At 37.9% G+C, this 26382-nt stretch carries 23 protein-coding genes and 1 other annotated feature; of the genes, 9 read left to right on the top strand and 14 right to left on the bottom strand.

Features of this window, described 5'->3' with window-relative positions:
• The first annotated feature begins 104 nt into the window (after window positions 1–104).
• A complete protein-coding gene (hisJ, locus tag CWS20_RS23965) occupies window positions 105–908 on the top strand; it encodes a histidinol-phosphatase HisJ (RefSeq protein WP_101226419.1) in 804 nt (267 codons plus the stop codon).
• Here hisJ and refZ read toward each other — a convergent pair.
• Window positions 903–1547 (bottom strand): forespore capture DNA-binding protein RefZ, encoded by a 645-nt coding sequence (refZ, locus tag CWS20_RS23960; RefSeq protein WP_066191261.1) that lies wholly within the window; start codon window positions 1545–1547, stop codon window positions 903–905. The genes hisJ and refZ overlap by 6 nt on opposite strands.
• 179 nt (window positions 1548–1726) lie before the next feature.
• Between refZ and CWS20_RS23955 the strand changes: the two genes are divergently transcribed.
• The gene (locus tag CWS20_RS23955; protein WP_066191258.1) at window positions 1727–2206 is read left to right on the top strand and encodes a GAF domain-containing protein; all 480 of its coding nucleotides are present in this window, start codon (window positions 1727–1729) and stop codon (window positions 2204–2206) included.
• Between the two features lie 97 nt (window positions 2207–2303).
• On the opposite strand, the gene megL is transcribed toward CWS20_RS23955, so the two are convergent.
• Window positions 2304–3488, bottom strand: coding sequence for a methionine gamma-lyase (megL, locus tag CWS20_RS23950; protein ID WP_411814273.1), 1185 nt, complete (start codon window positions 3486–3488; stop codon window positions 2304–2306).
• 197 nt (window positions 3489–3685) lie between these two features.
• Window positions 3686–5539 (bottom strand): sensor domain-containing diguanylate cyclase, encoded by a 1854-nt coding sequence (locus CWS20_RS23945; RefSeq protein WP_066191256.1) that lies wholly within the window; start codon window positions 5537–5539, stop codon window positions 3686–3688.
• Between the two features lie 559 nt (window positions 5540–6098).
• Between CWS20_RS23945 and rpsD the strand changes: the two genes are divergently transcribed.
• Entirely contained in the window at window positions 6099–6701 is a 603-nt protein-coding gene (gene rpsD, locus CWS20_RS23940) for a 30S ribosomal protein S4 (protein ID WP_066191251.1), read from the top strand.
• A gap of 293 nt (window positions 6702–6994) precedes the next feature.
• On the top strand, window positions 6995–7159 hold the full coding sequence (locus tag CWS20_RS28230; protein WP_157090485.1) for a hypothetical protein: 165 nt from the start codon (window positions 6995–6997) through the stop codon (window positions 7157–7159).
• 20 nt (window positions 7160–7179) lie between these two features.
• Here the strand turns inward: CWS20_RS28230 and CWS20_RS23935 are convergent, their stop codons facing one another.
• From CWS20_RS23935 to CWS20_RS23905, 7 genes are all read right to left on the bottom strand, one after another.
• Window positions 7180–7473 (bottom strand): hypothetical protein, encoded by a 294-nt coding sequence (locus tag CWS20_RS23935; RefSeq protein WP_066191248.1) that lies wholly within the window; start codon window positions 7471–7473, stop codon window positions 7180–7182.
• 11 nt (window positions 7474–7484) lie between these two features.
• Window positions 7485–8627, bottom strand: a complete 1143-nt coding sequence (locus tag CWS20_RS23930) for a hypothetical protein (protein WP_066191245.1) — start codon at window positions 8625–8627, stop codon at window positions 7485–7487.
• A gap of 351 nt (window positions 8628–8978) precedes the next feature.
• Window positions 8979–9980: an SPFH domain-containing protein gene (locus CWS20_RS23925; RefSeq protein WP_066191242.1), complete on the bottom strand. Its 1002-nt coding sequence runs from the start codon at window positions 9978–9980 to the stop codon at window positions 8979–8981.
• 32 nt (window positions 9981–10012) lie between these two features.
• The gene (locus CWS20_RS23920) at window positions 10013–10876 is read right to left on the bottom strand and encodes a TPM domain-containing protein (protein WP_241504255.1); all 864 of its coding nucleotides are present in this window, start codon (window positions 10874–10876) and stop codon (window positions 10013–10015) included.
• Window positions 10873–11901 carry a TFIIB-type zinc ribbon-containing protein gene (locus CWS20_RS23915; RefSeq protein ID WP_066191231.1) on the bottom strand — a complete coding sequence of 343 codons (1029 nt, stop codon included), beginning with the start codon at window positions 11899–11901 and terminating at the stop codon, window positions 10873–10875. Before CWS20_RS23915 ends, CWS20_RS23920 begins: the two co-directional genes overlap by 4 nt.
• 65 nt (window positions 11902–11966) lie before the next feature.
• Window positions 11967–12647, bottom strand: a complete 681-nt coding sequence (locus CWS20_RS23910; protein WP_066191229.1) for a PspA/IM30 family protein — start codon at window positions 12645–12647, stop codon at window positions 11967–11969.
• Between the two features lie 16 nt (window positions 12648–12663).
• Entirely contained in the window at window positions 12664–12885 is a 222-nt protein-coding gene (locus CWS20_RS23905) for a hypothetical protein (protein ID WP_066191226.1), read from the bottom strand.
• 254 nt (window positions 12886–13139) lie between these two features.
• Here CWS20_RS23905 and CWS20_RS23900 point away from each other — a divergent pair, with 254 nt between their 5' ends.
• Together CWS20_RS23900 and CWS20_RS23895 are read left to right on the top strand one after the other, a co-directional pair.
• Window positions 13140–14465, top strand: a complete 1326-nt coding sequence (locus CWS20_RS23900) for an aminotransferase family protein (RefSeq protein ID WP_066191223.1) — start codon at window positions 13140–13142, stop codon at window positions 14463–14465.
• A gap of 18 nt (window positions 14466–14483) precedes the next feature.
• Window positions 14484–15926, top strand: coding sequence for an aldehyde dehydrogenase family protein (locus tag CWS20_RS23895; protein ID WP_083957179.1), 1443 nt, complete (start codon window positions 14484–14486; stop codon window positions 15924–15926).
• Window positions 15927–15970: 44 nt separating this feature from the next.
• Here CWS20_RS23895 and CWS20_RS23890 read toward each other — a convergent pair whose 3' ends face one another.
• Window positions 15971–17359 carry a sigma-54 interaction domain-containing protein gene (locus CWS20_RS23890; RefSeq protein ID WP_066191220.1) on the bottom strand — a complete coding sequence of 463 codons (1389 nt, stop codon included), beginning with the start codon at window positions 17357–17359 and terminating at the stop codon, window positions 15971–15973.
• Between the two features lie 199 nt (window positions 17360–17558).
• Between CWS20_RS23890 and CWS20_RS23885 the strand changes: the two genes are divergently transcribed.
• Both CWS20_RS23885 and CWS20_RS23880 read left to right on the top strand, forming a co-directional pair.
• Window positions 17559–18977, top strand: coding sequence for an APC family permease (locus tag CWS20_RS23885; RefSeq protein WP_066191218.1), 1419 nt, complete (start codon window positions 17559–17561; stop codon window positions 18975–18977).
• A gap of 421 nt (window positions 18978–19398) precedes the next feature.
• A complete protein-coding gene (locus CWS20_RS23880) occupies window positions 19399–20127 on the top strand; it encodes a YqcI/YcgG family protein (protein WP_066191215.1) in 729 nt (242 codons plus the stop codon).
• Window positions 20128–20272: 145 nt separating this feature from the next.
• On the opposite strand, the gene CWS20_RS29120 is transcribed toward CWS20_RS23880, so the two are convergent.
• From CWS20_RS29120 to tyrS, 3 genes are all read right to left on the bottom strand, one after another.
• Window positions 20273–20404 carry a hypothetical protein gene (locus tag CWS20_RS29120; protein ID WP_276328338.1) on the bottom strand — a complete coding sequence of 44 codons (132 nt, stop codon included), beginning with the start codon at window positions 20402–20404 and terminating at the stop codon, window positions 20273–20275.
• Window positions 20405–20681: 277 nt separating this feature from the next.
• Entirely contained in the window at window positions 20682–21437 is a 756-nt protein-coding gene (locus CWS20_RS23875; protein WP_101226418.1) for a SurA N-terminal domain-containing protein, read from the bottom strand.
• 218 nt (window positions 21438–21655) lie between these two features.
• Entirely contained in the window at window positions 21656–22912 is a 1257-nt protein-coding gene (gene tyrS, locus CWS20_RS23870) for a tyrosine--tRNA ligase (RefSeq protein ID WP_066192057.1), read from the bottom strand.
• Between the two features lie 49 nt (window positions 22913–22961).
• Window positions 22962–23196: a binding site (T-box leader), on the bottom strand.
• Window positions 23197–23429: 233 nt separating this feature from the next.
• On the opposite strand from tyrS, the gene CWS20_RS23865 reads away from it, so the two are divergent.
• Entirely contained in the window at window positions 23430–26375 is a 2946-nt protein-coding gene (locus CWS20_RS23865; RefSeq protein ID WP_083957178.1) for a transglycosylase domain-containing protein, read from the top strand.
• Window positions 26376–26382 lie beyond the last annotated feature (7 nt).

The following is a 26382-nucleotide window of genomic DNA, read 5'->3' as shown; positions in this document are numbered from 1 at the left end:
GGCTTAAAAGGATAGGAACTCTCTTTATCTCATATTTGACAAAAAAATTCAAACATCTAGTTCTTCAGTATGTAATAACATTGTGAGTCGAAAGGTTGATACTTATGAAAAAGGACGGCCATATACATACCCCCTACTGCCCACACGGGACAAAGGATTCCCTTCAATCCTATGTAGAAAGAGCAATATCACTCGGGTTTGAAGAAATCACATTTACCGAACATGCTCCGCTTCCCGAAGGATTCACCGACCCTGTACCCGTTCAGGATAGTTCAATGAATTTATCTGATTTACAGCTTTATTTTACTGAAATAGAAAATTTGAAAAAGGAATATATGAAAGAGATTAAAATAAATACAGGACTAGAGGTAGATTTTATCGAAGGCTATGAGAGTGAAACGGAAAGATTTCTAAATGAAGTCGGCCCGCAGCTGGATGATGCAATTTTATCTGTTCATTTCTTAAAATATCAACATCAATATCATTGTGTTGATTACAGTCCGAAGGCTTTTGGAGCAATGATTGAACGATATGGATCAATTGACGCGGTTTATCTCCGCTATTTTCAAACTTTATTAATGTCAATTAATGCAGATTTAGGCAGATACAAGCCTAAGCGCATAGGTCATATTACACTAGTGAAAAAGTTCCAAAAAAAATATCCCCCTGCTCGGGAATATGATAATGAAATAGATGAAGTACTGAATGCGATAAAAATTAAACATTATGAGCTTGACTATAATGGAGCAGGTACATTCAAACCTTTTTGTCTGGAAACTTATCCGCCGCAATCTATTGCGAATAATGCTGCAAAAAAAGGAATAGCGCTTATCTTCGGATCGGACGCTCATCAAGTGAAAGACCTTGGACAAGGATGGGAAGAGGTAAACGCACTATTAAACTTATAAAATTCGCAATAAATTCGCCTTCAATTTTCTCGTCTGATTTGAACTGCAAACGACTCGATCAATCCATGTATATGTTTCTCTAATGTACTTATCAGCAAAATATTTTTCATGCGGGAGAAGATGAAGAACTTCAGCTACGTATTGGCTATTTAAAAACGGCATTGTCAGCAAGCTTTTCAATTGCAAGATGAGATAATTCGCAGTATTAATGCGAAATTCTTTGTTTTTAAACCCCTTCTCAAAGACTTTGCTAAAATAAAATCTTTCTTTCGTCAAATATGTGGACATGATTTCTCGTACAATTTGTGAATCAATGGACATCTCTCTGACAATCAGTCTTGTTAGCTGAATGTTTTCATATTGAAAGTAGATGATATTTTCTACAATCGCCTTTAAGCTTTCGGTTGCTCCGTTTTCCAAAATGGAGTAGCCCTTTTCGATCTCGAGTAAATATGCTTCATAATACTCTGTTAAGCAGTGTTCTAATAGCCCATTTTTATTACCAAAATAATAGGATATATTAGCTACATTTGTTCGAGCTTTCTTTGCAATATCACGAATCGATGTACCGTTAAACCCATTATGATTAAATAAAAACACCGCTGCTTCTATGATTGCCGCCTTTGAATTTTCCTTCATGCCTTCGGATCCTCCCTCCAACATTAATTTCTGTTAAAAACTGCAGGTTTCTTGTTATAATAAAAATATTCTTGCTATGGACTAAGTTATCCTTTATAAAAATCTCGACAAAGTTTCGTCTTTTTCTAGGAAAAATGGCATAAAAATCTATAACCATAAAGAAAGCTTGGTGATGAATGATGTTTAACGTCGAATCCTATCGAGGAACGAAAGAAGAAAATTACCGACTCGTTATAAAACAGCTGGCTGCATTGCTTGAAGGGGAAGCCAATCAAATTGCAAATTTAAGTAATGCCTCTGCTTTGCTAAACCAATTTCTTGATCGTACAAATTGGGTGGGCTTTTATTTAATGGAAGATGGCGAGCTTGTACTAGGACCTTTCCAAGGCCTTCCAGCCTGTGTAAGGATTCCTCTTGGCAAAGGGGTATGCGGAACTTCCGCAAGCAATAAAAAGACGTTGCGCATCGAGGATGTCCACCAATTCCCTGGACATATCGCATGCGATGCTGCCTCACAATCAGAGATTGTTGTTCCATTGATTAAGGACGGGGAACTTCTCGGAGTATTAGATATTGATTCTCCAGAAAAAGGTCGATTTGATGAAATCGATGAAAAAATGTTAACTGAATTTGCTGATGTATTAATTAAATTTCTTTAAAAAAATACGACAGCTCTGCTTCTACGGGATGCCCTTCCTTTTATGGATAGCGGGCATCCCGTTTTATTTCGCTCACTGCCTTTTTCACTTTTATCATTTAGATTTTTGCAAGTGCTTGGTCAAGGTCCTTCTTGAGATCATCCAGCCCCTCTAATCCGACTGATAGCCGCAATAATGTATCATCAATTCCCATCTTCCGTCTTTCCTCTTCTGGAACAACAGCATGGGTCATAGTTGCTGGCTGTTGGATCAGTGTCTCAGCATCCCCTAAGCTGACAGCAATCTTGATTAAGTGGAGCTCATCCATAAATTTTTGCGCTGTTTTCTTATCTCCAATTATAGTAAATGAAATCAAACCGCCCGCTTGTTTCATTTGCTTTTGTGCAATATGATAATTTGGATGATTCTCATTCCCAGGATAAAACACTTTCTCTACTTTAGGATGTGTTGTTAAATAATCGGCCAATTGGGCTGCAAGCATGCAATGCCGATCCATTCGTAGTGCTAATGTTTTTAATCCTCTAAGCAATAACCAAGCATCAAAAGGAGAAATGATGCCGCCAATATCCTTTCTTGTCGTTATTGCGATGTCGGCGATCATCTCTTTCCTGCCGGCAATTAATCCGGCCACCACATCACCATGCCCGCCAATGTATTTCGTTGCACTATGAATGACAATATCACAGCCTAGCATCATCGGTCTCTGCAAGTAAGGCGAACAGAAAGTATTGTCGACGACAACCGGTATGCCCCTCTCCCTGCCTACTTCTGCTACCATTTGTAAATCCACTATACTTAAGGTTGGATTTATCGGTGTTTCCACATAGATGCAACTTGTCTCAGGCGTGATGCATTCCAGTAATTTCTGCTTCGTTTCCATACTAGAAAAATCATGTGTAATCCCATATTTTTCATCCATCATTTTCAAAAGACCAAATGTGCAGCCATACACACCTTGTGAGCATAGAATATGATCGCCAGCTTTTGTCAGCGCCATAAGAACAGCTGAAACTGCAGCCATTCCAGAGCCAAAAGCGAGCGCTGCCTCCGCATGCTCAAGTTCAGCTATCCTTTCCTCCAATAAACTGACAGTAGGGTTGCCTAATCTTGAATACATAAAGCCTGTTTCTTCACCAGCAAAGCGGCGCTCCCCTTGTTCAGCCGTATCAAAAGCAAAGGTAGACGTTTGGAATAATGGCGGAGCCAAGCTGCCTTTAAATTCATGGCTATTGTAGCCTGAGTGGATTAATTTGGTTTCAAACATCACATCATCTTTATTCAATGTTCATTCTCCCCCTTGTGTGAAAACGCTTACATTTTATTGAAACAATTCTCCCCTTCTCTGTTAGCATATGATAATTTTCTTTTTTTGGAAAGCCTTTTATTGATATGGTCACTCCTTTTTCAGGCTATCTAGGTGAGCGCTCGCTTTTTCAAAAAGAAACTGATTTTTACTGAAACGAAAAAAGAAAACAGCTTTTAAACATCTGTTTTCTTTTTAAAAACCACTTTATTTTTCCCAGAATTTTTCGCTTTATAAAGACCTTCATCCGCTCTTTTAAAAAGAGCGGAATATGAATCCTCGATGTCATCATTCCAATAGGATACCCCGCATGAAATACTCACCTGAGGTTTCGTTAAGCTATTTACTTTTGTATTCAGTCTTCTTGCAATCAAAGTTCCCGTGTCTGCTGTTACATTTGGCAAATAGATAGCTAATTCTTCACCGCCCCACCTCGAACCGATATCTGAAGAACGAATATGATTAGTGATAATATCAGCTACTTGTCTAAGAATATCATCCCCGACTTGATGTCCATATTCATCATTAATTGCTTTGAAATTGTCTATATCAATTAATAATAACACGCCTTCTTTATCTTTATTCATAGAGATTTCTACCTGGTCGTCTAAGTAATTTCTAGAATATAGCTTAGTCAGATGATCTGTTATAACGAGATTCTCCAGCTCCTCACGTAAAAGTGAATTTTTAAACGCAAGTGTTGAATGATGTATCAGTGATTGCAGCAATTTAAAAGATTCAAATGTAAAGTGATAAGGCGTACAGTTCATTACTAAGACAAACCCATGCAATTCACCACTTTGATCCATTGGGACAGCCATTACAGACTTAAACAAGGTGTTTCCGCGTTTACTTGGAAATAGCAGATCGCCAATAAAGATTGCTTCTTCTTCCTCAATCATTTTCTGTTTAATTAATTCAATATACGCTGTAACTTCTTGAGTAAAAAAGAAACTTGTACTCCCATTTAAGACATTAAATGCTTCTCCCTCTTGTGAGAGTAATATAAACCCTACTTCTTCAGCATGAAATGAATCTTTAATTTGCTCCGTCATAAATTTAATGGTTTCCGTTAAACGGAGATCAGAATTTAACCGATGTGAGGTTTCGTTTATTAATTGTAAGTCACTAATTAATTGCTGAGACTGCTGATAAAGCTGCACATTTTCTATTGCTCCTCCCGTCGTCCTTGCCAGAAGAGAGATAAACGTCAATTCCTTTTCTGGGAAAATAACAGCTTCTGCTGCATTCACTTGCAGGACACCGTATATACCCTGCCTTCCCATTAAAGGAGCGTAAAGGGTAGAGTGCTTATTTTTCAATCTGCTTTCCACTTGAATTCTGCCTGTAGCATATGCCTGCATTGCACCGTTTTTTTCTTCTGTATAATCCAAATCTTTAATAGGCAGAGCTAAATCTGTCTTGTAGTCATGCGATAACAACAGGAAAAAGGTAAAGCCTGGATATACTTTTTTTAAGGTGATTAACATCTCTTGTAAAAGTAAATCCATTTTTCTTGAATTTTGGAATTTTTCTGTCATACGAAACAGCAATTTATATCTATCTTTTTCAGTAAGAAAATCATCAAGTGTGTTTATCCTGCCAATAATATCGCTGCAAATATTTCCAAGATCATTTAATAAAGAAGCAGAAAGTGCATTTAGTTGATCTTTTTTAAAATATAGCACCAAATACCCTAATAGCTTGTCCTCTTGAACTAAAAGAATAATGACGGCTTGTCCATTATCTAATCTGCAAATTTTTATGTTATTTGTTACATTAAACAGATGTTCACTATCATTTATGGCTTCATAGCTGAATGAAGATGGCAAGCCTGAAACTGCAATATTTGGCTCAGCAATAAACGCCTGCTTCCATTCATCTTTAAGATAGATGATCACTTGATCAGCACCCGTTAAGTTGCCAAGATGATTGGATAAATCCTCATAGCGAAATAAAGATTCTCCTTTTTGGAGTATATCAAAAAAAATGCTTTTAAGATTTAGTATAAATTGAGATTTATTTTCCATTTCTACATCACCTAAATTTTTGAACGAGCAAGATTTTAGTTAGAGCAGGTTTGTATCATAGATGTAAGTGCATTTGAAAATTTATTAATTATCATTCTCTCTTTTTCAGTGAACATTCCAAATAGTAATAAGTAGCTTCACAAAATAAATATAATTAGGTATAAATAACTATTTTTATAATATAAATTGTTATTTATATCAAAATAACATTACTTTCGAACTATATTATATCATATCTTTTCCAGATGGTTTCAATCTTTATAAATTTTTTTCTTAGAAAAGGTTTTAGTTTTTCCACCGCTTATGTTGCGATTGCTTGTTCATTAAAAAAGGCATTGACTTCATGGAATATAAAAATGTATAATAGAATTTGTGTAAAATATCGCAGCCTATGTGAGCACTTTTACGTTCTCATTTTGTTCCTCAATCATTGAATGATGACGGGGTACTGTGTAACCCTCTGCTGCGAGGGCGAAGGTGCATGAAAACAAAATGTACATGAAAGCTGACCACAACTGTTTTTATTTTACCAAATAAAAACATAAAGGAGGAGTCATTCATGGCTCGTTATACAGGCCCAAGCTGGAAATTATCTCGTCGTCTTGGTATTTCCTTAAGCGGAACTGGTAAAGAATTAGAAAAGCGTCCTTACGCTCCTGGACAACATGGTCCAAACCAACGTAAAAAATTATCTGAGTACGGATTACAATTACAAGAGAAGCAAAAGCTTCGTCATATGTATGGTGTAAATGAGCGCCAATTCCGTAACTTATTCGATAAAGCTGGTAAAATGACTGGTAAACACGGTGAAAACTTCATGGTTCTTTTAGAATCTCGTCTTGATAACGTTGTTTATCGTTTAGGTTTAGCTCGTACTCGCCGTCAAGCTCGTCAGCTTGTTAACCACGGACACATCATGGTTGATGGCAAGCGCGTAGATATCCCTTCTTACCGTATGCAACCAGGTCAAACAGTTACACTTCGTGAAAAATCTCGCAACCTTGACATCGTTAAAGAAGCGATCGAAGTTACTAACTTTGTTCCTGATTTCGTAGCATTCGACGCTGACAAATTAGAAGGAACTTTCACACGTCTTCCAGAGCGTTCTGAGCTTCCAGCTGAGATTAACGAATCTCTAATCGTTGAGTTCTACTCTCGTTAAGAGGAATGCTTTGTAAAAAGCATTAAATTAAACCCTAGAAACATTGATTTATCAATGTTTCTGGGGTTTTTTCTTTTGTTTTGCAGAATAATGTATTTTATCCCAACGAGGGAAATTCCAATAAAAAATTGTGGACAGACGCTTATCATTGGCAACAGAAGTAAGCGCAAGACTTTTTATTTTTCCTCCCCTACTTTTCCTTCATAGTTTTATATTTCTGTCATGAACTGTACACCCCTCTCGTATACATAGGTAACAAATTGGAAAATCTGATACGGAAGAGAGGGATATTTATGAAAAAAAGAATGATCGAACAGCATCTTAAATACAAGGACAAGTCCATGAGTGAATTAATTGCCGAACGAACAGAAAAACTTTCAGTTGGTCAGAGCAAATTGAGAAGCAAATGGCTTCCAGAAGAATACTCTTCCCATTCACTAAAGAAAAAACCCCTTTGAGTAAATCAAAAGGGCTATTATTAGCTATTGGATTCTTCAGTTAACAGTTTTGCGTATCTATTTCTTAGTCGAATGACATGTTTTGCTAAATCTTCGCTTCTGTTTTTAATCAAAACTGCTTGTGGTTCGCCTTCTACTATTGAGACTCTAGCCGTTACAGCTTCACTTCTTGCGGGAACCCTTTTTGCTCTTTCTACAGCAGGCCTATGAGCAAATCTACCAGCTCTTGTTTGTCTTTCAACACTAGATTGTCTAGCTTGACTACGAAGGTTCGCTACCAGCTTATCTCTCATATCGCCTTTATGATCTGACATACTAGCACCTCCTAATGTGATTCTAGTTCCTGTTGTAATAAACATAAGCTATGAATCATGCTGTACACTTCTTTTATCTCTAATATATCATTACCGACTGATAAGAATAAAGCTTTTTCCACTCCCGAGTCTACATGAAAACTAATAACCCATTCCTCATCGTTTTTCATAGTAAATCTTTTTGAAATAATAAAGTGGTTTGTTTCTGGTTCATCATAAGATTCCCCATGCTCATTCAAAGCAGCATCAACATATGATGCACTACTGTATTTTTCATCATCATAACGAATGATATCTGGAAGATCCCCCGCTGTTCGCTCTTCACCTTTTAATTCTAAATGATCCTCTTTGATAACAAAGATAGACACACCGGCACTTAACATGTTTGAAAGGTCCGCGATGTTTAGCTTCTTATTGGATTTTCGTAGAAGAGCTAACCTCGTAGCTTTAAGAAAATCTACCACATACCCCATCGCTTTATGAACTTCTGTATTTGCTAATAACAGGTTACTAGCTTCGTTGTCATATTCTTTAATTGCTTGTTTAAACTCTTTTTCTTTGTCGGAACACTTTTCTTCTAGCACCTTTATTTTTTGTGCTAATTCAGCCTTCTCTTGATACAAGAAGGTATCAATACGTGAATGAACTAATTTTAAGTTCTCGTCCGATTTTAAAAGTACCTGCAACTGTTTCGGAATGGTAGAAAAGTAAAAATCGTCTCCATGTACAATGGATTGTTTAAATATCTCATATTCTTGATTACGAAATTTGGAGTATGCTCCAATTCGGAAATACCCACTTACGAAGTCACACATGCTTCTAGGGGCAACGAATATAAAGGAAATAATATAGCCAGTTAAAGCACCCCATCCTATTAATATGTACCACTTTGTATCCACTACGAAACTAGCAAGCGGAAATAGGACTGTACCAGTTAATAATGGGAGAGCTGGCGAAATGTTTAATGACTTAACCCCTTTAAATAATCCTTTAAAATCCAACAAAGAGTGAAAAGGTAGTATAAACCAAGTAAACAACCAATTCTTTACCTTTAATTTTGTATCTACTTCTGAAGAACGGATAGTTTTAGCAGCTTGGTCCAAACTCTCTGATATTCTCTCTAATCGATGAAACACATCATATTGCTCAGCCAATCTATCATCACCTCGTACATAGCATAGCAAAAAGAAATATAAAAAGGGAGAATATTATAAATTTTTCATATATTATACAGGTAAGCTCTTAATAAAGATGGCTCTTTGCTACTCATAGTGGGTCCACAACCTTAAAATCACGTCGTAAGATATCTGCTTGGATATTTAGAATTTCTTGTGCATCCTTATTTACATAATCTTTAAAAAGACCTTTATTACGTAAGTACTTCTCCATCATCATACTATTTACTACATACTTTAAATTCTTCTGCTATTTCTCTTCTTGCGCTTCACGCTCTTTTACTCGTATAAAAAAGCTGCCCAATTGGAACAGCTTCAATTAATTTTACATTATTCAGCAATCAGCTTATGACCGCAGTTAGAACAGAAATTCCCTCCTCCTGTTTTAGTGCCGCAATTTGGACAGAAGTTTGGCTTTTGGCTGTCACTAGCATTCTGTTGGGAAGGCTGAGGGCTTTGAGGTGTCAATGGATTTGAATTAGGCTGATTTTCGTTTTGTTGGTTCATCATTTTGTTCGCGATATTCATGCCCATCATCATCCCAGCCATATCTGACGCAGTGCCGCCTCCGCTCATTTTGCCTGACGCCATTCCATCTGTCATTGAAATTTGCTGGTAGCGTTCAACATTGCCAATCATTCCATGTGAAGCATTTTTCGTAATCATATCCTGAATTTCCTTCGGGTAGTTAAAGCTCATTACATTGAATCCAGTAATGGTCAGACCGTCTGCTAATACCTGCATATCTAAATCCTCTTTAATCCCTTTCGAAATATCAAAGGAGTTGGACTGTAGATTAAACATGTCCTTCCCTTCGCGCGTAATCCATTTCATTAATAATTGATCAAGAACCGCTGTAATTCGGATTCTGACGTCCTCTACTAAATATTGATTGCGCATGCCGGCAATTTTATCTATTAATGCAATATAATCATTCACTTTAAAATTAAACGTTCCGTTCGCTCTAATTGGCATTCCCCCAGGGAAACCTAATGCTGGGATATTTATCGCATTTCTCGTACCCCACTTTACATTAAACTCCTTCGTATTAACAAACAAAACTTCTACACGCATACCGCTGTTAAATCCAAACTTGAACCCTTTTAATGTAGATAAAAATGGGACGATTTGCGATTCGATATCATACTCACCTTCATCTTGAAAAACACCTTCAATTTTTCCGTTATTAAAAAAAATCGCATCTTGACCAGGGCGTATGATTAATTTGCTTCCCCTTTTAATTTCGTTGTTCTTCCACTTATAAAAAATCATGTCATCTCTAAATTCTTCCCATTCTACTACATTAGCAAATTGGTTTCTAAAAAAAGACATCATATGATTCTCCTTTCCACTATCAAGCCATATTAAAATTTGCCTCTGCTCCCGCTATGCGAATGTCCGCCGCTTGTGAATCCGCCGCCTCCACTGCTTTTATTATTGGAAGAAGGCTTTTTCTGTTTAGTGACGGTTTTTCTGACAAAACGGTCATACTTATCTAACACCGCAGATGTTTTCTGATTGTTATAAGTTTGACTGCTAACTGTTACCTTTCCTCCTGAACCTAACATCATTGTACCTACAACAGCACCTCCTAATGCTACGGAAACAATCAGTTGGAACCACCATTCAAAAAACAGGTTCTTTGTTTCAGAGGTTTGTTCGTAGGCTGATTCATTCTCATATTCAGAAGAACCAGTCTGCCCGCTCTCATTTTGCTGCTCTTCTGCAGGTGGGATCACAGCTGTTTCTTCAGTTTCCATATAGTGTACTGCCTGATTGATAAAACCGGAGAATGCTGCAAAATAGCGCCCTTCTGATAAATCAGGCGTGATTTCATTGCGAATGACATCTAAGCGCGAATCAGTCAAGTAATCCTCGGCTTTTTTGAATCCCGCCAAATATATATCTCTTTCCATCATATCGATCGCTAAAATCGCGGCATTCCCATGAAACTGTTCAAATTCAGAAGCATGATTATCGTAAAATTCCTGAACGTATTGAACAATATCCTTTCCATCTGTTCCATCCGCAGTAATGATGATAAAAGCCGTTTCACTTTCCTCACTTAATTTACTGGATTGTAACTTTAATTGCGCCACTTCATCAGTTGTAAGCAGTCCAGCATAATCATATATTGGCGAATCCACTGTTTCTGCTTGGACCGACATTCCTATAGGAAGAAAAAACAGAAGAATAGCTAATAAATATAAATAATTTCTTTTCTTCACCAAAAGCCACCCCCAACAATAAAGGAGAAACATTTCATAGCAAAAAAGGTTCCGCCCGCAACGCCGCTAAACCACATAAATGCTTTGCGTTTGCTTATCGGTGGCTTTCCTATAATTTTACCGGTTTGGCCATTCATTGCAAAAATATGCTCTTTTTGCTCAAAATCATAGCTCATCATCCATACAGGAAGCAGGACATAATCGCTTTTTACACTTCTCGTATCAATTTGCTTATCTTTATAAGTTACTGTACGATAGCCGCCTAACGTCTGACTAATATATGAGTCGATATAGGAATTGATTTTATGTTTCGCACGCGGCAGCAGTTCTCCCTCCGTATAATTGTATTTTTCAGCAATGTATCCTGCTAAGTAAGGTGTTTTAAACTCCTTTAATTCGCCATATTCATACGGCTCAAGCTTATCCATTAATTGGTCATTCATTTTTTCAGAAGCGTCAACAGGCACTTTAATATAATCAAGGTTAATATCCCTAAAGGCATCAAAATAGGAGGTTTCAGTATAAATATAATCTCCGCTCGTATAAGTCCTGACTTTTGTGCCGACTGCATTCACCTGTACTCTGCTGTTTAAATCATAGAGCCAAAAGGGAACATACAGCCCTGTTATGCTTTTGATTCTGTCTGCATTCATAAATCCCTTCGGAGTCAGCCTGCCTTTTTTGCACCATTTTTGAAACGCTTTTGTTGCTTCTTCCCTGCTTAATTTAAAAGGAATGACCTTTACAGGCGCTAAATTGCCTGATAATCGATCCGCAAGAACAACTCCAGCTCCGCAAAAGCTGCAGCTTGTAGCCGCCGTATGCGCATCAGTTAATATATCAGCTCCGCAGTTATTGCAATGGTATTCTTTGACCTCATCTTCCTCAAATAATGCCGTAACGAGCTGTTCAGGGTAATTTTCGATATTCTCCTGTCTGCCGCAGCTGTTACAAGATATTGTGCCAGATGCAGCGTCGAAACTCATATCGCTTCCACAGCCCGGACATTTATAATGTAGAATCATGTATTGATCACCTCATCTTAATTAAACAAGCTGTAGCCTGGAGCTACAGCTTCAAATATATCCGGCTATTTTTGACTATTCATTTTTGCTTTTAACGCAGCCAGTTCATCATCAACTGCATTGCCTGGCTTGTCATATTTTGCAGTTAGTTCCGCTAGTTCATCTCTTGAACCGGCATTCAGCTCTGCCATTGCATTTGCTTCATCAAGCGCATGATTCACCTTTTCTTCCATTCTTTCAAATGCTGATAGTGAATCGCTGGAACGTCCCGCTGCGGCACCAAGTTTATTTATTCTCTCTTGTGTTTTTGCTACCGACCATTTAGCTTTCAGCATATTTCGGCGTGCTTCTAACTCTTCTATATCAGATAAAAGCTTATCGTGCATTTGCTTCATTTGATGTGAGTTTGAGTAGGCTGATTCATACGCTGTTTGTAATTGAGTGTACTTTGCTGACAGTGCTGCTTTTCTCTCTAAAAATTTCCTTGCATCATTTTCGCTGCCTCCTTCTAATGCCCTCATTGCGTAAAGCTCCATTTTCTCAATATCTTCTTGGCATTCTTCTAGTAATCTTTTAGCGCGTTGTTCTTCGGTCATTACAGAAGCTGTTTCCGCTTTTACTTTGCCTAAATCAGAACTGAGATTCCGTAAATACTGATCAATCATTTTTTCGGGATTTTCTACTTTATCTAATAATGCATTCACATTGCTCGCCATAATATCTTTAAATCTTGTAATAATACTCATCTTCCTTTTCCTCCTTTTAGTGTCCCATCCATCTGCCATCTGATTTGCAATGGGAAATTTCAAATGCAATCCCGTCTTTCCTATACATTTTATCGTCTAAACCTGATGTCCCTTCACCATAAAGCAAATAATAGGAATTGTTTAATACTATTCTATACTTAATGAATCCGGAAAAGGTTTCATTTTTCATGTGCTCTGAAGGAAAAAATGCCAGCACTTGGATAAAAAAGCGGACCATTAAATCTTTTTTTCCTTTGGATGTGAAGAAACTCAAGAATTCATTGTGCAAAGCGGCAAAGCGATTCAACTGTAAATCAAAAACAAGGAAATGATTTATTTTTAAATCATTCATTCAACGAATTTGAGTCATATCTAAATCGTTTTTATTTTGTAAAACATTTTCAACTGTAAAAAACCATACTGAAACCACAACATGGCATGATACTTGCTTATTAAATTTAAATACTTAAAATTCTGAAAGGATGATTGATTATGATAGAAAATTTGACTCTTGTTGAAGAATTGAAAGCATTAGATAAGAAACATTTTATTCATCCCACTTCTTCGATTTCTCAACAGCAGGAAAAAGGTCCGAATATGATTATTGCGGAGGGAAAAGGGATTTATTTAACAGACATTACTGGCAAAAAAATGATTGATGGCATGTCTTCACTATGGAATGTAAATATCGGGCACGGAAGAGAGGAATTAGCGGAAGTTGCGAAGGAGCAAATGACTAAGCTGGCATTTAATTCTTGTTTCTCATCATTTAGTAATGAGCCAGCTATTCGATTAGCTGCCAAACTTGCGCAGATTGCACCCGGGGATTTAAATGCAGTATTTTTCACTTCTGGAGGATCAGAATCAAATGATACTGCTATTAAGATGTCAAGACATTACTGGCTATTAAAAGGCCAGCCAAACCGACAAAAGATTATTTCGCGTTCTAAGTCCTATCACGGCGTTGCGATGGGAGCGACAAGTGCTACTGGATTAAAACCGTTTCGTGATTTCACAAATTCTCCATCCCCTGATTTTTATTATGTAGACGGATTCTCAGTAGAAGCATTACGTGCCAAAATTGAACAGGAAGGACCAGAGACCATTGCTGCCTTTATCACAGAACCGGTTCAAGGAGCCGGCGGCGTAAATATCGCACCGGAAAACTATTTTAAAGAAGTTCGCGCTATCTGTGATGAGTATGGAATTTTAATGATTGCTGATGAGGTAATCACTGGTTTTGGTAGAACAGGGAAATTATTCGGGATGAACCATTATGAAGTAGCTCCAGACATCATGTGTTTTGCAAAAGGGGTCACGAGTGGATATGCCCAGCTCGGGGGCGTCATGTTTTCTGATGCTTTACATCAAGCATTTATTGACCTTTCTCAAGGTACTTTATTACATGGATATACGTATAGTGGGCATGCGATGGCCTGCAGTATTGCATTAAAGAATATTGAAATTATTGAGCGGGAAAATTTAGTGGAAAATTCAAAAGCAATGGGAAGTGAACTCTTAAAAGGGCTCCAATACCTACAGGAAAAACATTCGATAATAGGGGATGTTAGAGCATTGGGGCTAATGGGCGGAATTCAAATTGTAAAAGATCAACAAACGAAGGAAGCCTTTCATCCCCCATTATCACCTAAATTAGTTAGTGAGGCAGAGAAACGGGGGCTGATTATTCGTGCTGTAACATTTGATCAGGACACACTAGTACTTTCTCCACCGCTCATTATTAAAAAAGAAGAGATGAATAAAATGATTGATATTTTAGATGAAACGTTTACTGTAATTGAAGCTGAGATTAACTAGAGAAAGGCGGTATGATCATTGAAAACAAACAAACATTCTGTAAGTATAGAGGACAGAACTGTCTATTCTCACTTTAATCCGGCAAACCCAACAGCGTGTGTAGGCTTTACAGAGGAAACTGCAATTCAAGATGTAAGAAAAGCTGTTTTGTCTGCTAAGCAAGCACAGATACAATGGAAAAATAGGTCCTCTTTAGAAAGAGGCGATTTCCTGCAAAAAGCGGCGGATATTCTAGAGAAAGATAAGGATGAGATCGCAGCCATTGCGACAAAAGAAATGGGAAAACGATTTGTTGAAATGGTTGGAGAAGTTCTTCGTGGAGCAGCTATATTAAGGTACTATGCACAAGAGGGAACCCGCGGGATTGGCGAGATACTCCCTTCACATAATCCGGCAAATACGCTTTACTCACTGCGAGTTCCTGTAGGAGTAGTAGCTGCAATTACACCTTGGAATTTTCCAGTAGCAATCCCTGTTTGGAAAATTGCTCCTGCTCTTGTATATGGGAATACAGTCGTTTGGAAGCCATCTCAGGAATCCAGCATGACCGCTAAGAAAATTGCTGAAGTATTTCATCTAGCAGGTATTCCAAATGCAGTATTGCAGATAGTGTATGGGGACGGTGATACGGTTGGAAATGAGTTAGTGGAGCACCCTGCAATAGCAGCCATCACATTTACAGGCTCCAATTCCGTTGGAAGAAAGATCGCTTCAAAATCTGTTGAACATAATAAAAAATATCAGTTAGAGCTTGGCGGAAAAAATCCAGTCATTGTTCTCGAGGATGCAAATTTGAATTTAGCTGCAAAGCGAACGATTGAAGGAGCAATGAAACAAACTGGTCAACGCTGTACAGGAACAAGTGTCGCATATGTAGTTAATGAGATTTATCATTCCTTCGTTGAAAAACTTCTTGATGAAGTAAAGCAAATAAAAGTAGGAGATGGATTTAATTCATCTGTTGGAATGGGGCCTATCGCTTCAAAAAAACAATTCGATAAAGTATTAGCTTATATTGCAAAAGGTGTGGATGAGGGAGCAGAGCTACTTTACGGGGGAGGTAAATTAGCTGGGGCTGATTACAATGGCGGTTATTTTGTTGAACCAACAATTTTTGGCGGTGTGACAAAAGATATGACGATTGCCAAAGAGGAAATATTTGGACCTGTATTATGTATAATAAAGGTCCAAAATTATGCAGAAGCACTTGTTAAAGCAAATGATAATATGTATGGATTAAGTGCTTCGCTTTTTACAACCAATTTAGATCAAGCTCTTCACTTTATTCAAAATAGTGAGGTTGGCTTAGTTCAAATAAACGGAGAAACAGGCGGGGCAGAACCACAAGCCCCGTTTGGCGGAATGAAGGAATCCAGTTCCGGCAGTCGCGAACAAGGACAAGCAGCAAAAGAGTTTTTTACTACCTATAAAACTGTAACAATCTCTCCATCCGCTCAATAAATAAAAAACTGGCATGAGCGAGGCAGGAGGCTGCTTAAAACTCATTATTTATATTTCTTTAATTTACGAACGACCGATGGCTGGCTTATACCAAGCATTTTCGCAATTTGATAAGTTGATTTACATTCTTCATATGCCTTTAACAGAATAAATTTCTCGGTTTCTTCTAATATTTCTTTCAGATTTCGTTTATCTTGGAAAAGTTTCTCGAGTAAATAAGAGGATTTCTCTTCTGTAGACGAGAGTTGTCCTCTTATAGCCTGTGGAAGAGAGCTTGGTGTAATAATGGACTCCTCGGATGTTAGAACTAGCCGTTCAATTAGATTTTCTAACTCGCGAACATTTCCAGGCCAACTGTATTGGACAAGATAGTCAAAAGTTTTTGAATGCAGCCTTTTAGATGCTTGATATTTTGTATTCATAATTTGCAAATAGTGATTCATTAGTAGGGCAATATCTTCTTTTCTTTCACGCAAGGAAGGAATCTGGAGTGGTATTACATTTAAACGATAATATAGGTCGCTACGAAAAGTGCCTTTCTGTACCATATTCTCTAAATTTTGATTTGTTGCGACAACTAAACGAAAGTTTATGTGGATCTCCTTTTTACCTCCTACAGGAATGAACTTTTTTTCTTGAATCACTCTTAAAAGTTTGACTTGAATATTTAATGGTAATTCACCAATTTCGTCCAAAAATAATGTTCCATTATCAGCTTGTTGAATGAGACCTTGTTTTCCGTGTTTAGATGCACCGGTAAAAGAACCCGATTCATAGCCGAACATCTCTGATTCGAATAAATGCTCAGGAATGGTGCTGCAATTTACTTCTATAAAAGGTTCGGTTTCACGCGGGCTAAGGCTGTGAAGTGTTTGAGCAAACATGCTTTTTCCAACACCGGACTCCCCTAGAAATAACACGGTTGCATCAGAATTTGCTACTCTATTTATCGTTTCGAAGACTTGTTGAATCGCTTTACTTCTATACGAGATACCATTTTTCTGCCTAAGATTCTTCACTTCAGTTTGATAGCCTTTAACTTTTTCCTTTAGTTGATCATATTGCTGATGAAGGTTTAAAATTTCTGTTTGATCTTGAGCATAGCTAATGACCCGAATGAGTTCTCCGGTTTCATTGAATACAGGATAGGCTGTGGACATAATAACTTTTCCTGTAATCGTGTGTTGCATGACTTGCACTTCTTTTTTTTCTTTTATCACCATTGCGCTAATTGAAGGAGAAAGTATGCCTTCATCTTGAAGAGTATATACTGATTGTCCAGTAAGATCAGTTGGCTCTATACCGTAAACCGTCCAATGTTCAGGATTCGAATACAAAATATTACCGTGTTGATCAGTGATCGTAATATTGTTATTTGATGTTTTAATAATGGCTTCCAATATTTTTTCTTCAAGAGTGATTGATACTGACATAATTCGCCTCCTTATTTTTTGAAAATAATCAATAATAAGATTATATAGTATAGATTTTAATTATTAAAGAGGCTTAAATGAATAGTTTTTTCTATTAGTTTTCTGAGTTTATACTTTTCCATTATATATTTTCTCAATATTTAGACAAATATAAATGTATCTATCGCGCATTATTTATCAGACTATTTTAATAAAGGAGATGAGCGAATTGAGAGATAAGCCGAAGTTAAAGAAAGTACTTACGCATACTGATGCATTAGTCCTTGCGTTTGGAGCAATGATTGGCTGGGGATGGGTTGTTTTATCAGGTAAATGGGTATCTGATGCAGGTGTTATGGGAGCAATACTAGCATTCTTAATTGGGGGTATCCTCGTTCTATTTGTTGGACTAACCTATTCTGAGCTTGCTTCAAGTATGCCTAAAGTTGGCGGTGAACACGCCTATGCACTTCGGGGAATTGGACCGAACGGATCCTTCATTGCTTCATGGGCCATCATACTAGGCTATGTTTCCGTTGTTGCCTTTGAAGCTGTTGCTTTCCCTAATGTTATAGAATATCTCTTTCCTAATTACAAGGTCATATATATGTACACAATCACAGGCTATGATGTGTATTTATCTTGGGTACTTGTCGGTGTAGCTGGTTCTATTATCGTCACCGCTGTTAATTATTTTGGTGCGAAACTAGCAGCCTTTTTCCAAATGGTCATGACCTTATTAATTGTCTTAGTGGGTTTAATGCTTATTTTTGGCGGAGTGACAAATGGTAGTATGGCAAACGCAGATCCGTTATGGATTGCTAGCTCTGCCGGCTTCCTGAGCGTTGTCATCGCAACACCATTCCTATTTGTCGGATTCGACGTAATCCCACAAGCCGCAGAAGAAATGGACATGAAGCCTCGATCAATTGGCAAACTATTACTCGCTTCTGTTATTTGCGCAGTTTTCTTCTATGTAGCCGTCATATATTCAGTAGGATTTGGATTAGATGCCGACTCAAGAGAAGTATCCGTACTCCCTACTGCAGACGCCATCAGCAACCTCTTTAATAGTGATATTTTCGGAGTTATTCTTGTTCTCGGAGGAGTTGCAGGAATTATTACAAGCTGGAACGCCTTTGTTTTAGGCGCAAGCCGCATCATCTTTGCAATGGCTGAAACTTATATGCTTCCTAAATGGTTCGGTAAACTTCATCCCAAATATGGAACACCGACAAATGCAATTATCTTTATTGGCTTATTATCAGCAATCAGCCCATTTTTCGGAGCACCAATGCTTGGATGGCTTGTAAATGCTGGTGGATTAACCATCGTACTCGCCTACTTCACGGTGGCAATCTCCTTCCTGCTCTTAAGAAAATCTGAACCAGCTATGATTCGCCCATTTAAAGCAGGAAAATCATCCATCATTGGCTGGATTGCAGCCATACTGACTGTCTGCTTTATCATCCTTTACCTGCCAGGTATGCCCGCAGGTCTTGGCAAGCAAGAATGGATGATCTTTGCAGGCTGGTGGTTATTAGGTATCTATTTTATGATTACTCGATACAAACAATATAAGCTTCTTACTTATGAAAATATTTATGAGGATGAGGATGATGTGAAAGATGCGGTTTAACGTTTTTCATTGAGGACCTAAAAATCGGCATAAGGCTGTCTCAAAAGGACCTTTTTAAGAAAAACCATAGATGTGATGAAGATTGTGATGCACCCCAAAAGCTAAAGTTGAAAATCTAACATTTATGGTGTTTATTTTTTAGCTAAGAAATATGGTGTAAAATCACATAAGCAGATTATTAACTGGGTGAAAAATTATGAAGAATTCGGAACTGAAGGGATAATAAAGAGGAAACAGAAAAAAAACTTATTCTCCATACCATCCATTGGATAGAAAAAGAAGCTGTACATAAAAAGGTTTCATTTTAATGACCCTTTTGGGACAGCTTCTTACAATATTATTTGATAGCCCTGTAAATTAATAAAAAGACAATGTACTTTAACAATGCATATTCATAATATATCTTCTGAGGAGGGTATGTATGAATGAACAAATTTTTAGAGGTAATGAAATAAATCATTTAGAAGCTTGGAAAAGAGAGGCATATCAGCTATTTCAAGAAAAATTAAAGAATACAGTGGATGCATTCCCCTGTATTCCGGCAGTACAAGGAAATTATCTTGGACACTTGCGCTTTAGCTTTTTGGACGATGTCAAAAGCCATTCTGCTGGCAAAGACCTCGCTGAAATTCTGAAGGAATATAATACTATATCTAAAGAAACCGGGCAGTATGCCTCCTTAATCATATTCAGCAATAACAGTGAAAAACTTTCTGTGCAAGCATACGAGGACTTGTTTTGGAGCCTCTTAAGCAATGTTAGCTTGTATGATGAAGAATCATGGCCGGCCAATATTCCAATGGAACCAGAGAATCAGATTTGGGAATATTGCTTTCAAAAAGAACCATATTTCGTGTACTGTGCGACTCCTAGCCATAAAAAAAGAAAAAGCCGTTATTTTCCATTTTTCATGCTCGCATTGACCCCAAGATGGGTCTTAGAACAATTCGAAAAAAACAATAAGAAAGCAAAAAACACAAAAGCATCTATCCGCAATCGTCTTACTCGTTACGATCGTATATCACCTCATCCAGATTTAAAGACATATGGAGAAGAAGGCAACTTGGAGTGGAAACAATATTTTCTCCGGGACGATGAAACATCATTACCTCAATGTCCTTTCAAAAGGCTATTAAATTTTCGCAAATAAAGGTTTGTGCCTAACGGCCATACTCTAAGCCTTGCTCTATAGCTTATGTAGCAAGGCTTTTACACGTGGATTTTGAGAGGAAGCCAAAGGAGAGCCACAATAAAGAGCCCCCGTTTCAGCAACGAGGAACTCCGTTAAAAATAGATCAATCTAAAGGTTTTTTGTCTCTTTCTTTCCTAGCAGTGGTGAATTCAACAAGCTCCTCACTAACCCTGCTGCCTTCTTTTTGATTCTTATTACGCTGTGCATTCGCATTGCCTCGTTTTGTTTTGCCCATCTTCCATCTGCTCCTTTCTAATTAATAATCAAAGATAGTATGAGTAAATCAGAAGGTACATATTCGAGCTTTCAATGGTTTTAACAAGCTGGTCAACAATAGAGCTCTATTTTTGTGAAAGCCATTGTTTTCTTTTTCGAATCAGACGAAGACTGGTTATTTTTTGCTATTTGATACCACTTTTTTATTGATTCACGCAAAAACTGGTTTCTTTTGTCGATTCTGGCGAAAAATAAAAAAAGAACAGCAGCTGCTGTTCTTTCCTCTTTGTGACAACTTATATTTTAATATCAATTTTCCCTTTTCCCTTCAATTCTTCGACATGCTGAGCAAGTTTTTCCTGCTGCTTTTGCTGCTGAAGAGATTTTTCGATATCCGGTTTAACTTCTTCTAGTTTAGGAACTTCTTGCTCTGCTTTTTTTCCTTGTTCAGCATATTGATCATAAGCTTTATTGATTTCCTCTTCGCTTATTTCACCTGCAGGTATTTCTTTCTCAACGTACTTGTTAAACTTAATGCCATCAGCTATTTGAGCTTCTAATGTTTTTAAATCGATGCCCGATTTTTTCAACGCTTCTTCGAATTCTTTCTCAGATTTGAATGGTTTTTTTGTTTCTTCAAGCTGCTTTTTAACTTCTTCTTCTGAAGCTTTAAAACCTTTTTTATCCGCTTCTTGAAGAAGTAGTGTTTGTCCCACTAAGCTGTCAATTGTTTGATTTTTTACTTCCTTTGCTACGTCCTTAGCAGTCGGATCTTGTCCCATTTGCTGCATTTGCATTTGTATAGATGAAAGGACATTGTTGTAGTCTCTTCCTAGAATTTCTTTATCATTCACAACGACAACCGTTTCTTTTTCATCCACTTGCTGTGCTTCTAATTTCTTTTCCATTTCTTCCATTTGCTTTTGCTGTTCAGCTTCAGCTGCTTTTGGTTGATCTTCAGTTTTTGCTTCTTTGCCTTCTTCATTACCTCCGCAAGCAGCTAATACTACGATCATTAGACCGGTTATAAATAAAAGCATTAATTTTTTCATCATCGTTCTCCTTCCTTAAAATAGAAGTATGCTTTTCTAATAAAATCATCTAGTGCGCATTATAAAGTAAATCCAATGAAAAAGATACCTTTTACACTCTTTCATCAGAAATGTAACATGAATGCAATGCTTTTACAGCTTTTAAAAATGGGAGCAAAGCATTCTTTTGCTATATAAAACCCCGTTTGAATGTAACTTCAATCGGGGTATCAACAACATTAATATTTAATTAATGTATATTTTTTCTTGCCGCGACGAATAACTGTGAATTGCCCTTCAATTCTATCTTTATCATCTAAAATATAGTCAAGCGCTTGAATTCGCTCGCCATTTACATAGATCGCTCCATTGGTAACATCTTCACGTGCTTGTCGTTTTGACGGAGATATTTTAGCTGCAACAAGCAAATCTACGATTGTTGCTTCCTTGCCTTCTACATGATTGTAGGAAGGAACATCCTTAAAGCCTTCTTTTATTTCTGCTGCAGTCAGATTTTTAATGTCGCCGCTAAATAGGCTTTCAGTAATTTTGATTGCTTGCTTTAGCGCCTCTTCTCCATGAATCAACTTTGTCATCTCTTCGGCCAGTGCTTTTTGCGCTTTGCGCAGATGAGCTTCCTCTTGTACAGATTGTTCCAATGCTTCTATCTCTTCTTTTGAAAGGAATGTAAAGTATTTCAAGTATTTGACCACATCTGCATCAGCTGTATTAATCCAGAACTGATAGAACTCATATGGAGATGTTTTTTCCGGATCAAGCCAGATTGCTCCGCCTTCTGTTTTGCCAAACTTCGTTCCATCCGCCTTCGTTACGAGCGGAATGGTCATTCCATATGCTTTCGAACCCTCGCCAATCATTTTGCGGATCAGTTCAAGACCGGTTGTAATATTGCCCCACTGGTCGCTCCCGCCAATTTGCAATTTACAGTTATGTCTTTCATATAAATGTTTGAAATCCATGCCTTGCAAGATTGTATATGTGAATTCTGTGAACGAAATCCCTGTATCAAGCCGTTTAGCTATTGTATCCTTAGCGAGCATATAGTTAATTCCTATATGCTTTCCGTAATCCCTTAAGAATGTCACAATATTCATTCCTGAAGTCCAGTCATAGTTGTTCACGAGCGTAGCACCATTCTCGCCCTCAAAGTCAAAGATTGTTTCTAACTGTTTCGTCAAACCTTTCACATTTTCCTGCACCTTTTCAATCGTTTGCAGCGTTCTTTCTTCTGTTGCTTTTGGATCGCCAATTAAGCCTGTTGCCCCACCAACTAAAACAATGGGACGATGACCTGCATTTTGAAATCTTCTCAACGTTAAAAACGGTAGTAAATGACCAATATGCATGCTGTCACCGGTAGGATCCATACCGCAATACAGTGAGATTTTTTCTTTATTTAAAGTATCCTTTAACCCTTCCTCATCTGTTTGCTGATAAATAATCCCTCTCCACTGCAAATCTTCCACTAAATTCATTCCAAAGTCCTCCTTTAATTCAAGCCATAATAAAAGCGTCCCTGCAATATGCAGGGACGCATCATTCATTGTGTGCGCGGTACCACCCAAAATTGAGAATTATACAATCCTCCACTCTTGCTGATAACGGATAAACCGTCCGCTGCTATAACTGACGATTCTCAGGTTGACAGCGAATGCTCAGGGAGGTAATTCATCCTTCTATTTGTACTGACTCGCAGCAAACGTCAGCTTTCTTTAAACAGGGATAGAAGTACTACTGGGAGTCCCATCAATGCATCATATAAAAGATTTATTAAAGCATTTTTATCATATTGGAGATACTGATGTCAATATCATGCTAGCTTTTTACACACATTTCTTCATTCCTAATACTTATTGCTTACAAACAAAAAAACTAGTTAGGATTTCTTTCCTATAAATAATGTCGAAAAAAAGGAAAATTCCAACTTAATCTCGAACCATGTCATATTGTAGAGATTGATGTGCTATAATGTATGTGATTTTAGGGGGATTGATGCGAATGAAAGAAGCCTTCAGGAAACTAATCGAAAAAGCACAACCTGCTTTCGGCTTTTTAACTAATAGAAAAGCAAAAAAAGGTGCCAGTATTACATATCAAGTTGTCTGGAACTTATTATTACTTATAATGATAACTGTCATCTTAGGCGGTGCTTTTGCTGGTGCTGCCGGTGCAGGCTATTTTGCATCGCTTGTAAAGGATGAGCCGATTCGTTCCTACGAAAATATGAAGAAAGATATTTATAATTACGAGGAAACCTCACAATTATATTTTGCTGATGATGTTTATCTCGGCAAAGTCCGGACCGACCTTGAACGCGAAGAAGTCAAGCTCGATAATGTTTCGGAATATGTTAAAGACGCGGTCATTGCAACAGAAGATGAATATTTCTACGAGCATGACGGTGTTGTGCCAAAAGCGATTATGCGTGCGCTTTTCCAGGAGGTCACTAACTCCAGTACGCAGTCAGGCGGCAGTACTTTAACCCAGCAATTAATCAAGAACCAAATCTTAACGAATGAAGTATCCTTTGATCGTAAAGCAAAGGAAATTTTACTTGCCCTGCGATTAGAAAGGTTCTTCGAAAAGGATGAAATCCTTGAAGCCTACTTAAATGTTTCAACTTTTGGCAGAAATGCAGAGGGTAGAAATGTCGCTGGTGTTCAATCTGCAGCGCAAGGGCTTTTTGGTGTGGATGCAAAAGATTTAAACCTTCCACAATCTGCTTTTATTGCCGGTCTGCCTCAAAGCCCATTTGGCTATACTCCCTTTATGCAGGGCGGCGGATTGAAGGATGAAGAATCCCTTCAGCCAGGCATTAGCAGGATGAATACAGTTTTAAAGAGAATGTACGATGACGAAAGAATTTCTCAAGATGAGTATAACAAAGCGCTTGATTATGATATCGTCGGAGACTTTAGAAAGCCTAAAAACGATGATGCCCTTGAGAATTATCCTTATTTGACGAATGAAATTCAGGAGAGGGCTAAAGAATTACTTGCCGGAATTTTAGCGGAACAAGATGGATATGAAGAAAAGGATTTAACCGGAGAACTCGCCGAGGAATACAAAACGCTGGCTGATCGTGCCATCAGGCAAAACGGCTATCGCATTCACTCTACAGTGGATAAAAAAATATATGATGCATGGCAAAAAGTGGCGAAGGACTACCCATATTACGGTCCAGCAAAGGCACAAATGAAAATAGTAGATGGAAAAGATCAGGAAGTAATGGAGCCAGTGGAAGTCGGCGCCATGCTGATTGAAAACAATACAGGTAAAATCATTAGTTTTGTAGGAGGCCGCGGTAAAAACGTCTCTATTAATCCTGAAGTTAACCACGCTACGGGTACAATTAGACCAAACGGCTCTACAATGAAGCCACTTCTCGTATATGGACCTGCATTTGAAATGGGTAAAGCGCAGCCGGGTACTATCCTGCCTGATGTACCACTGTACCTCAACCCTGGTCTTGGGCGTCCATGGCCCAACAACTATACGATGACATATAATGGACTTGTATCAGCAAGATATGCACTGGAACAATCATTTAACGTACCGGCTGCGAAACTTTATAAAGATATTAAAGATCAGAGACCAACAACATATCTTGAAAAAATGGGCTTTACTTCCTTGACTAAAGATGACCATGTCAACCTGGCTGCATCATTAGGGGCCTTGCAGAAAGGTGTGTCTGTCGAGGAAAATACAAACGCCTATACAACCTTTGTCAATAACGGTAAATTTATCGATGCCTACATTATTGAAAAAATTACCGATAAACAAGGTAATTTGATATATGAGCATAAAAAAGAAGAAGTGGACGTATTTAGTCCGCAAACCGCATATTTAACATTAGACTTGATGCGCGGTGTTATCAATAACGGTACAGCGACAGCTATCAAGAGCAGATTGAAGTTCAGCGCCGATTGGGCGGGTAAAACAGGTACAGGTAACCAATTTGAAGATGCCTGGTTTGTTGCCTCTAATCCTAATGTCACTGCAGGGATTTGGACCGGCTACGATACACCAAAATCGCTAAAAGCGAGTGGAAATCTTTCTTATAGTATGCGGACCAATTACCTTTGGGCAGATTTAGTAAATGCTGCCTATGATGTTAACCCTGAATTAATGAAACCAAACTCCACCTTCAAGAGACCTGACGGCATCGTCAGCAGATCATTCTGTGCGATTTCCGGACTGCTACCGTCTGAAGCATGTTCGAAAGCAGGACTCGTTGATACGGATTTATTTAATGCTAAGTTTGTACCAACTCAAACAGATAAAAGTTTAGGCACTGGCCGTTTAGTTCGGATTGGCGATATGAAATATCTTGCATTAGAATCGACACCAGAAGAATTTTCTGAACCGGGAATGGTGCTTGATCCAGATTATATTGAACAATTGTTTGGCATCAAAGCGAACCCTAGCGACTTAATTCCGAAAAAGGATCGCTGGTCAAATGTTCTTGTTGCCGCAAACAAGATGGCAGATAACGGCAAAGCTCCAGGTGCGCCTGGCATTAAAGCATCAGGAGGCTCTATTTCATGGGGCAAGCATCCTGAAGGTGATGTGATCGGCTATCGTATTTATAAAGATGGCAAAAAGGTTGGCATTGTAAAAGCCGGAGATAGCTTAAGTTATAAAGGTGGCAATGGCAGCTATCATGTCACAGCAGTAGATATTGCCGGTAAGGAATCTTCTCCTTCTAATGTTGTTGAATTAGGCAAAAAGGAAGCAGCTGAAAAGGAAACAGCTGCAGATAAAGATAAAAGTAAAGATAAAGATGTAAAAAAACAAGACGAAGATAAAAAAGAAAATGAAACAGAAGAAAAACCTAAAGACGAAGAAAAACCTACCCCTGATAAACCAGAGGATGTAGATAAAGACAAAAAAGAAGAAGACAATAATTCTCCAGCTGACAACGGGGAAGAATCATAAAAGAAAA

Origin of the sequence: Cytobacillus horneckiae, from assembly GCF_002835735.1 — a bacterium.
Classification (GTDB): domain Bacteria; phylum Bacillota; class Bacilli; order Bacillales; family Cytobacillaceae; genus Cytobacillus; species Cytobacillus horneckiae.
The sequence above is the reverse complement of the archived record's forward strand: the minus strand, read 5'-3'. Positions and strand labels throughout refer to the sequence as shown.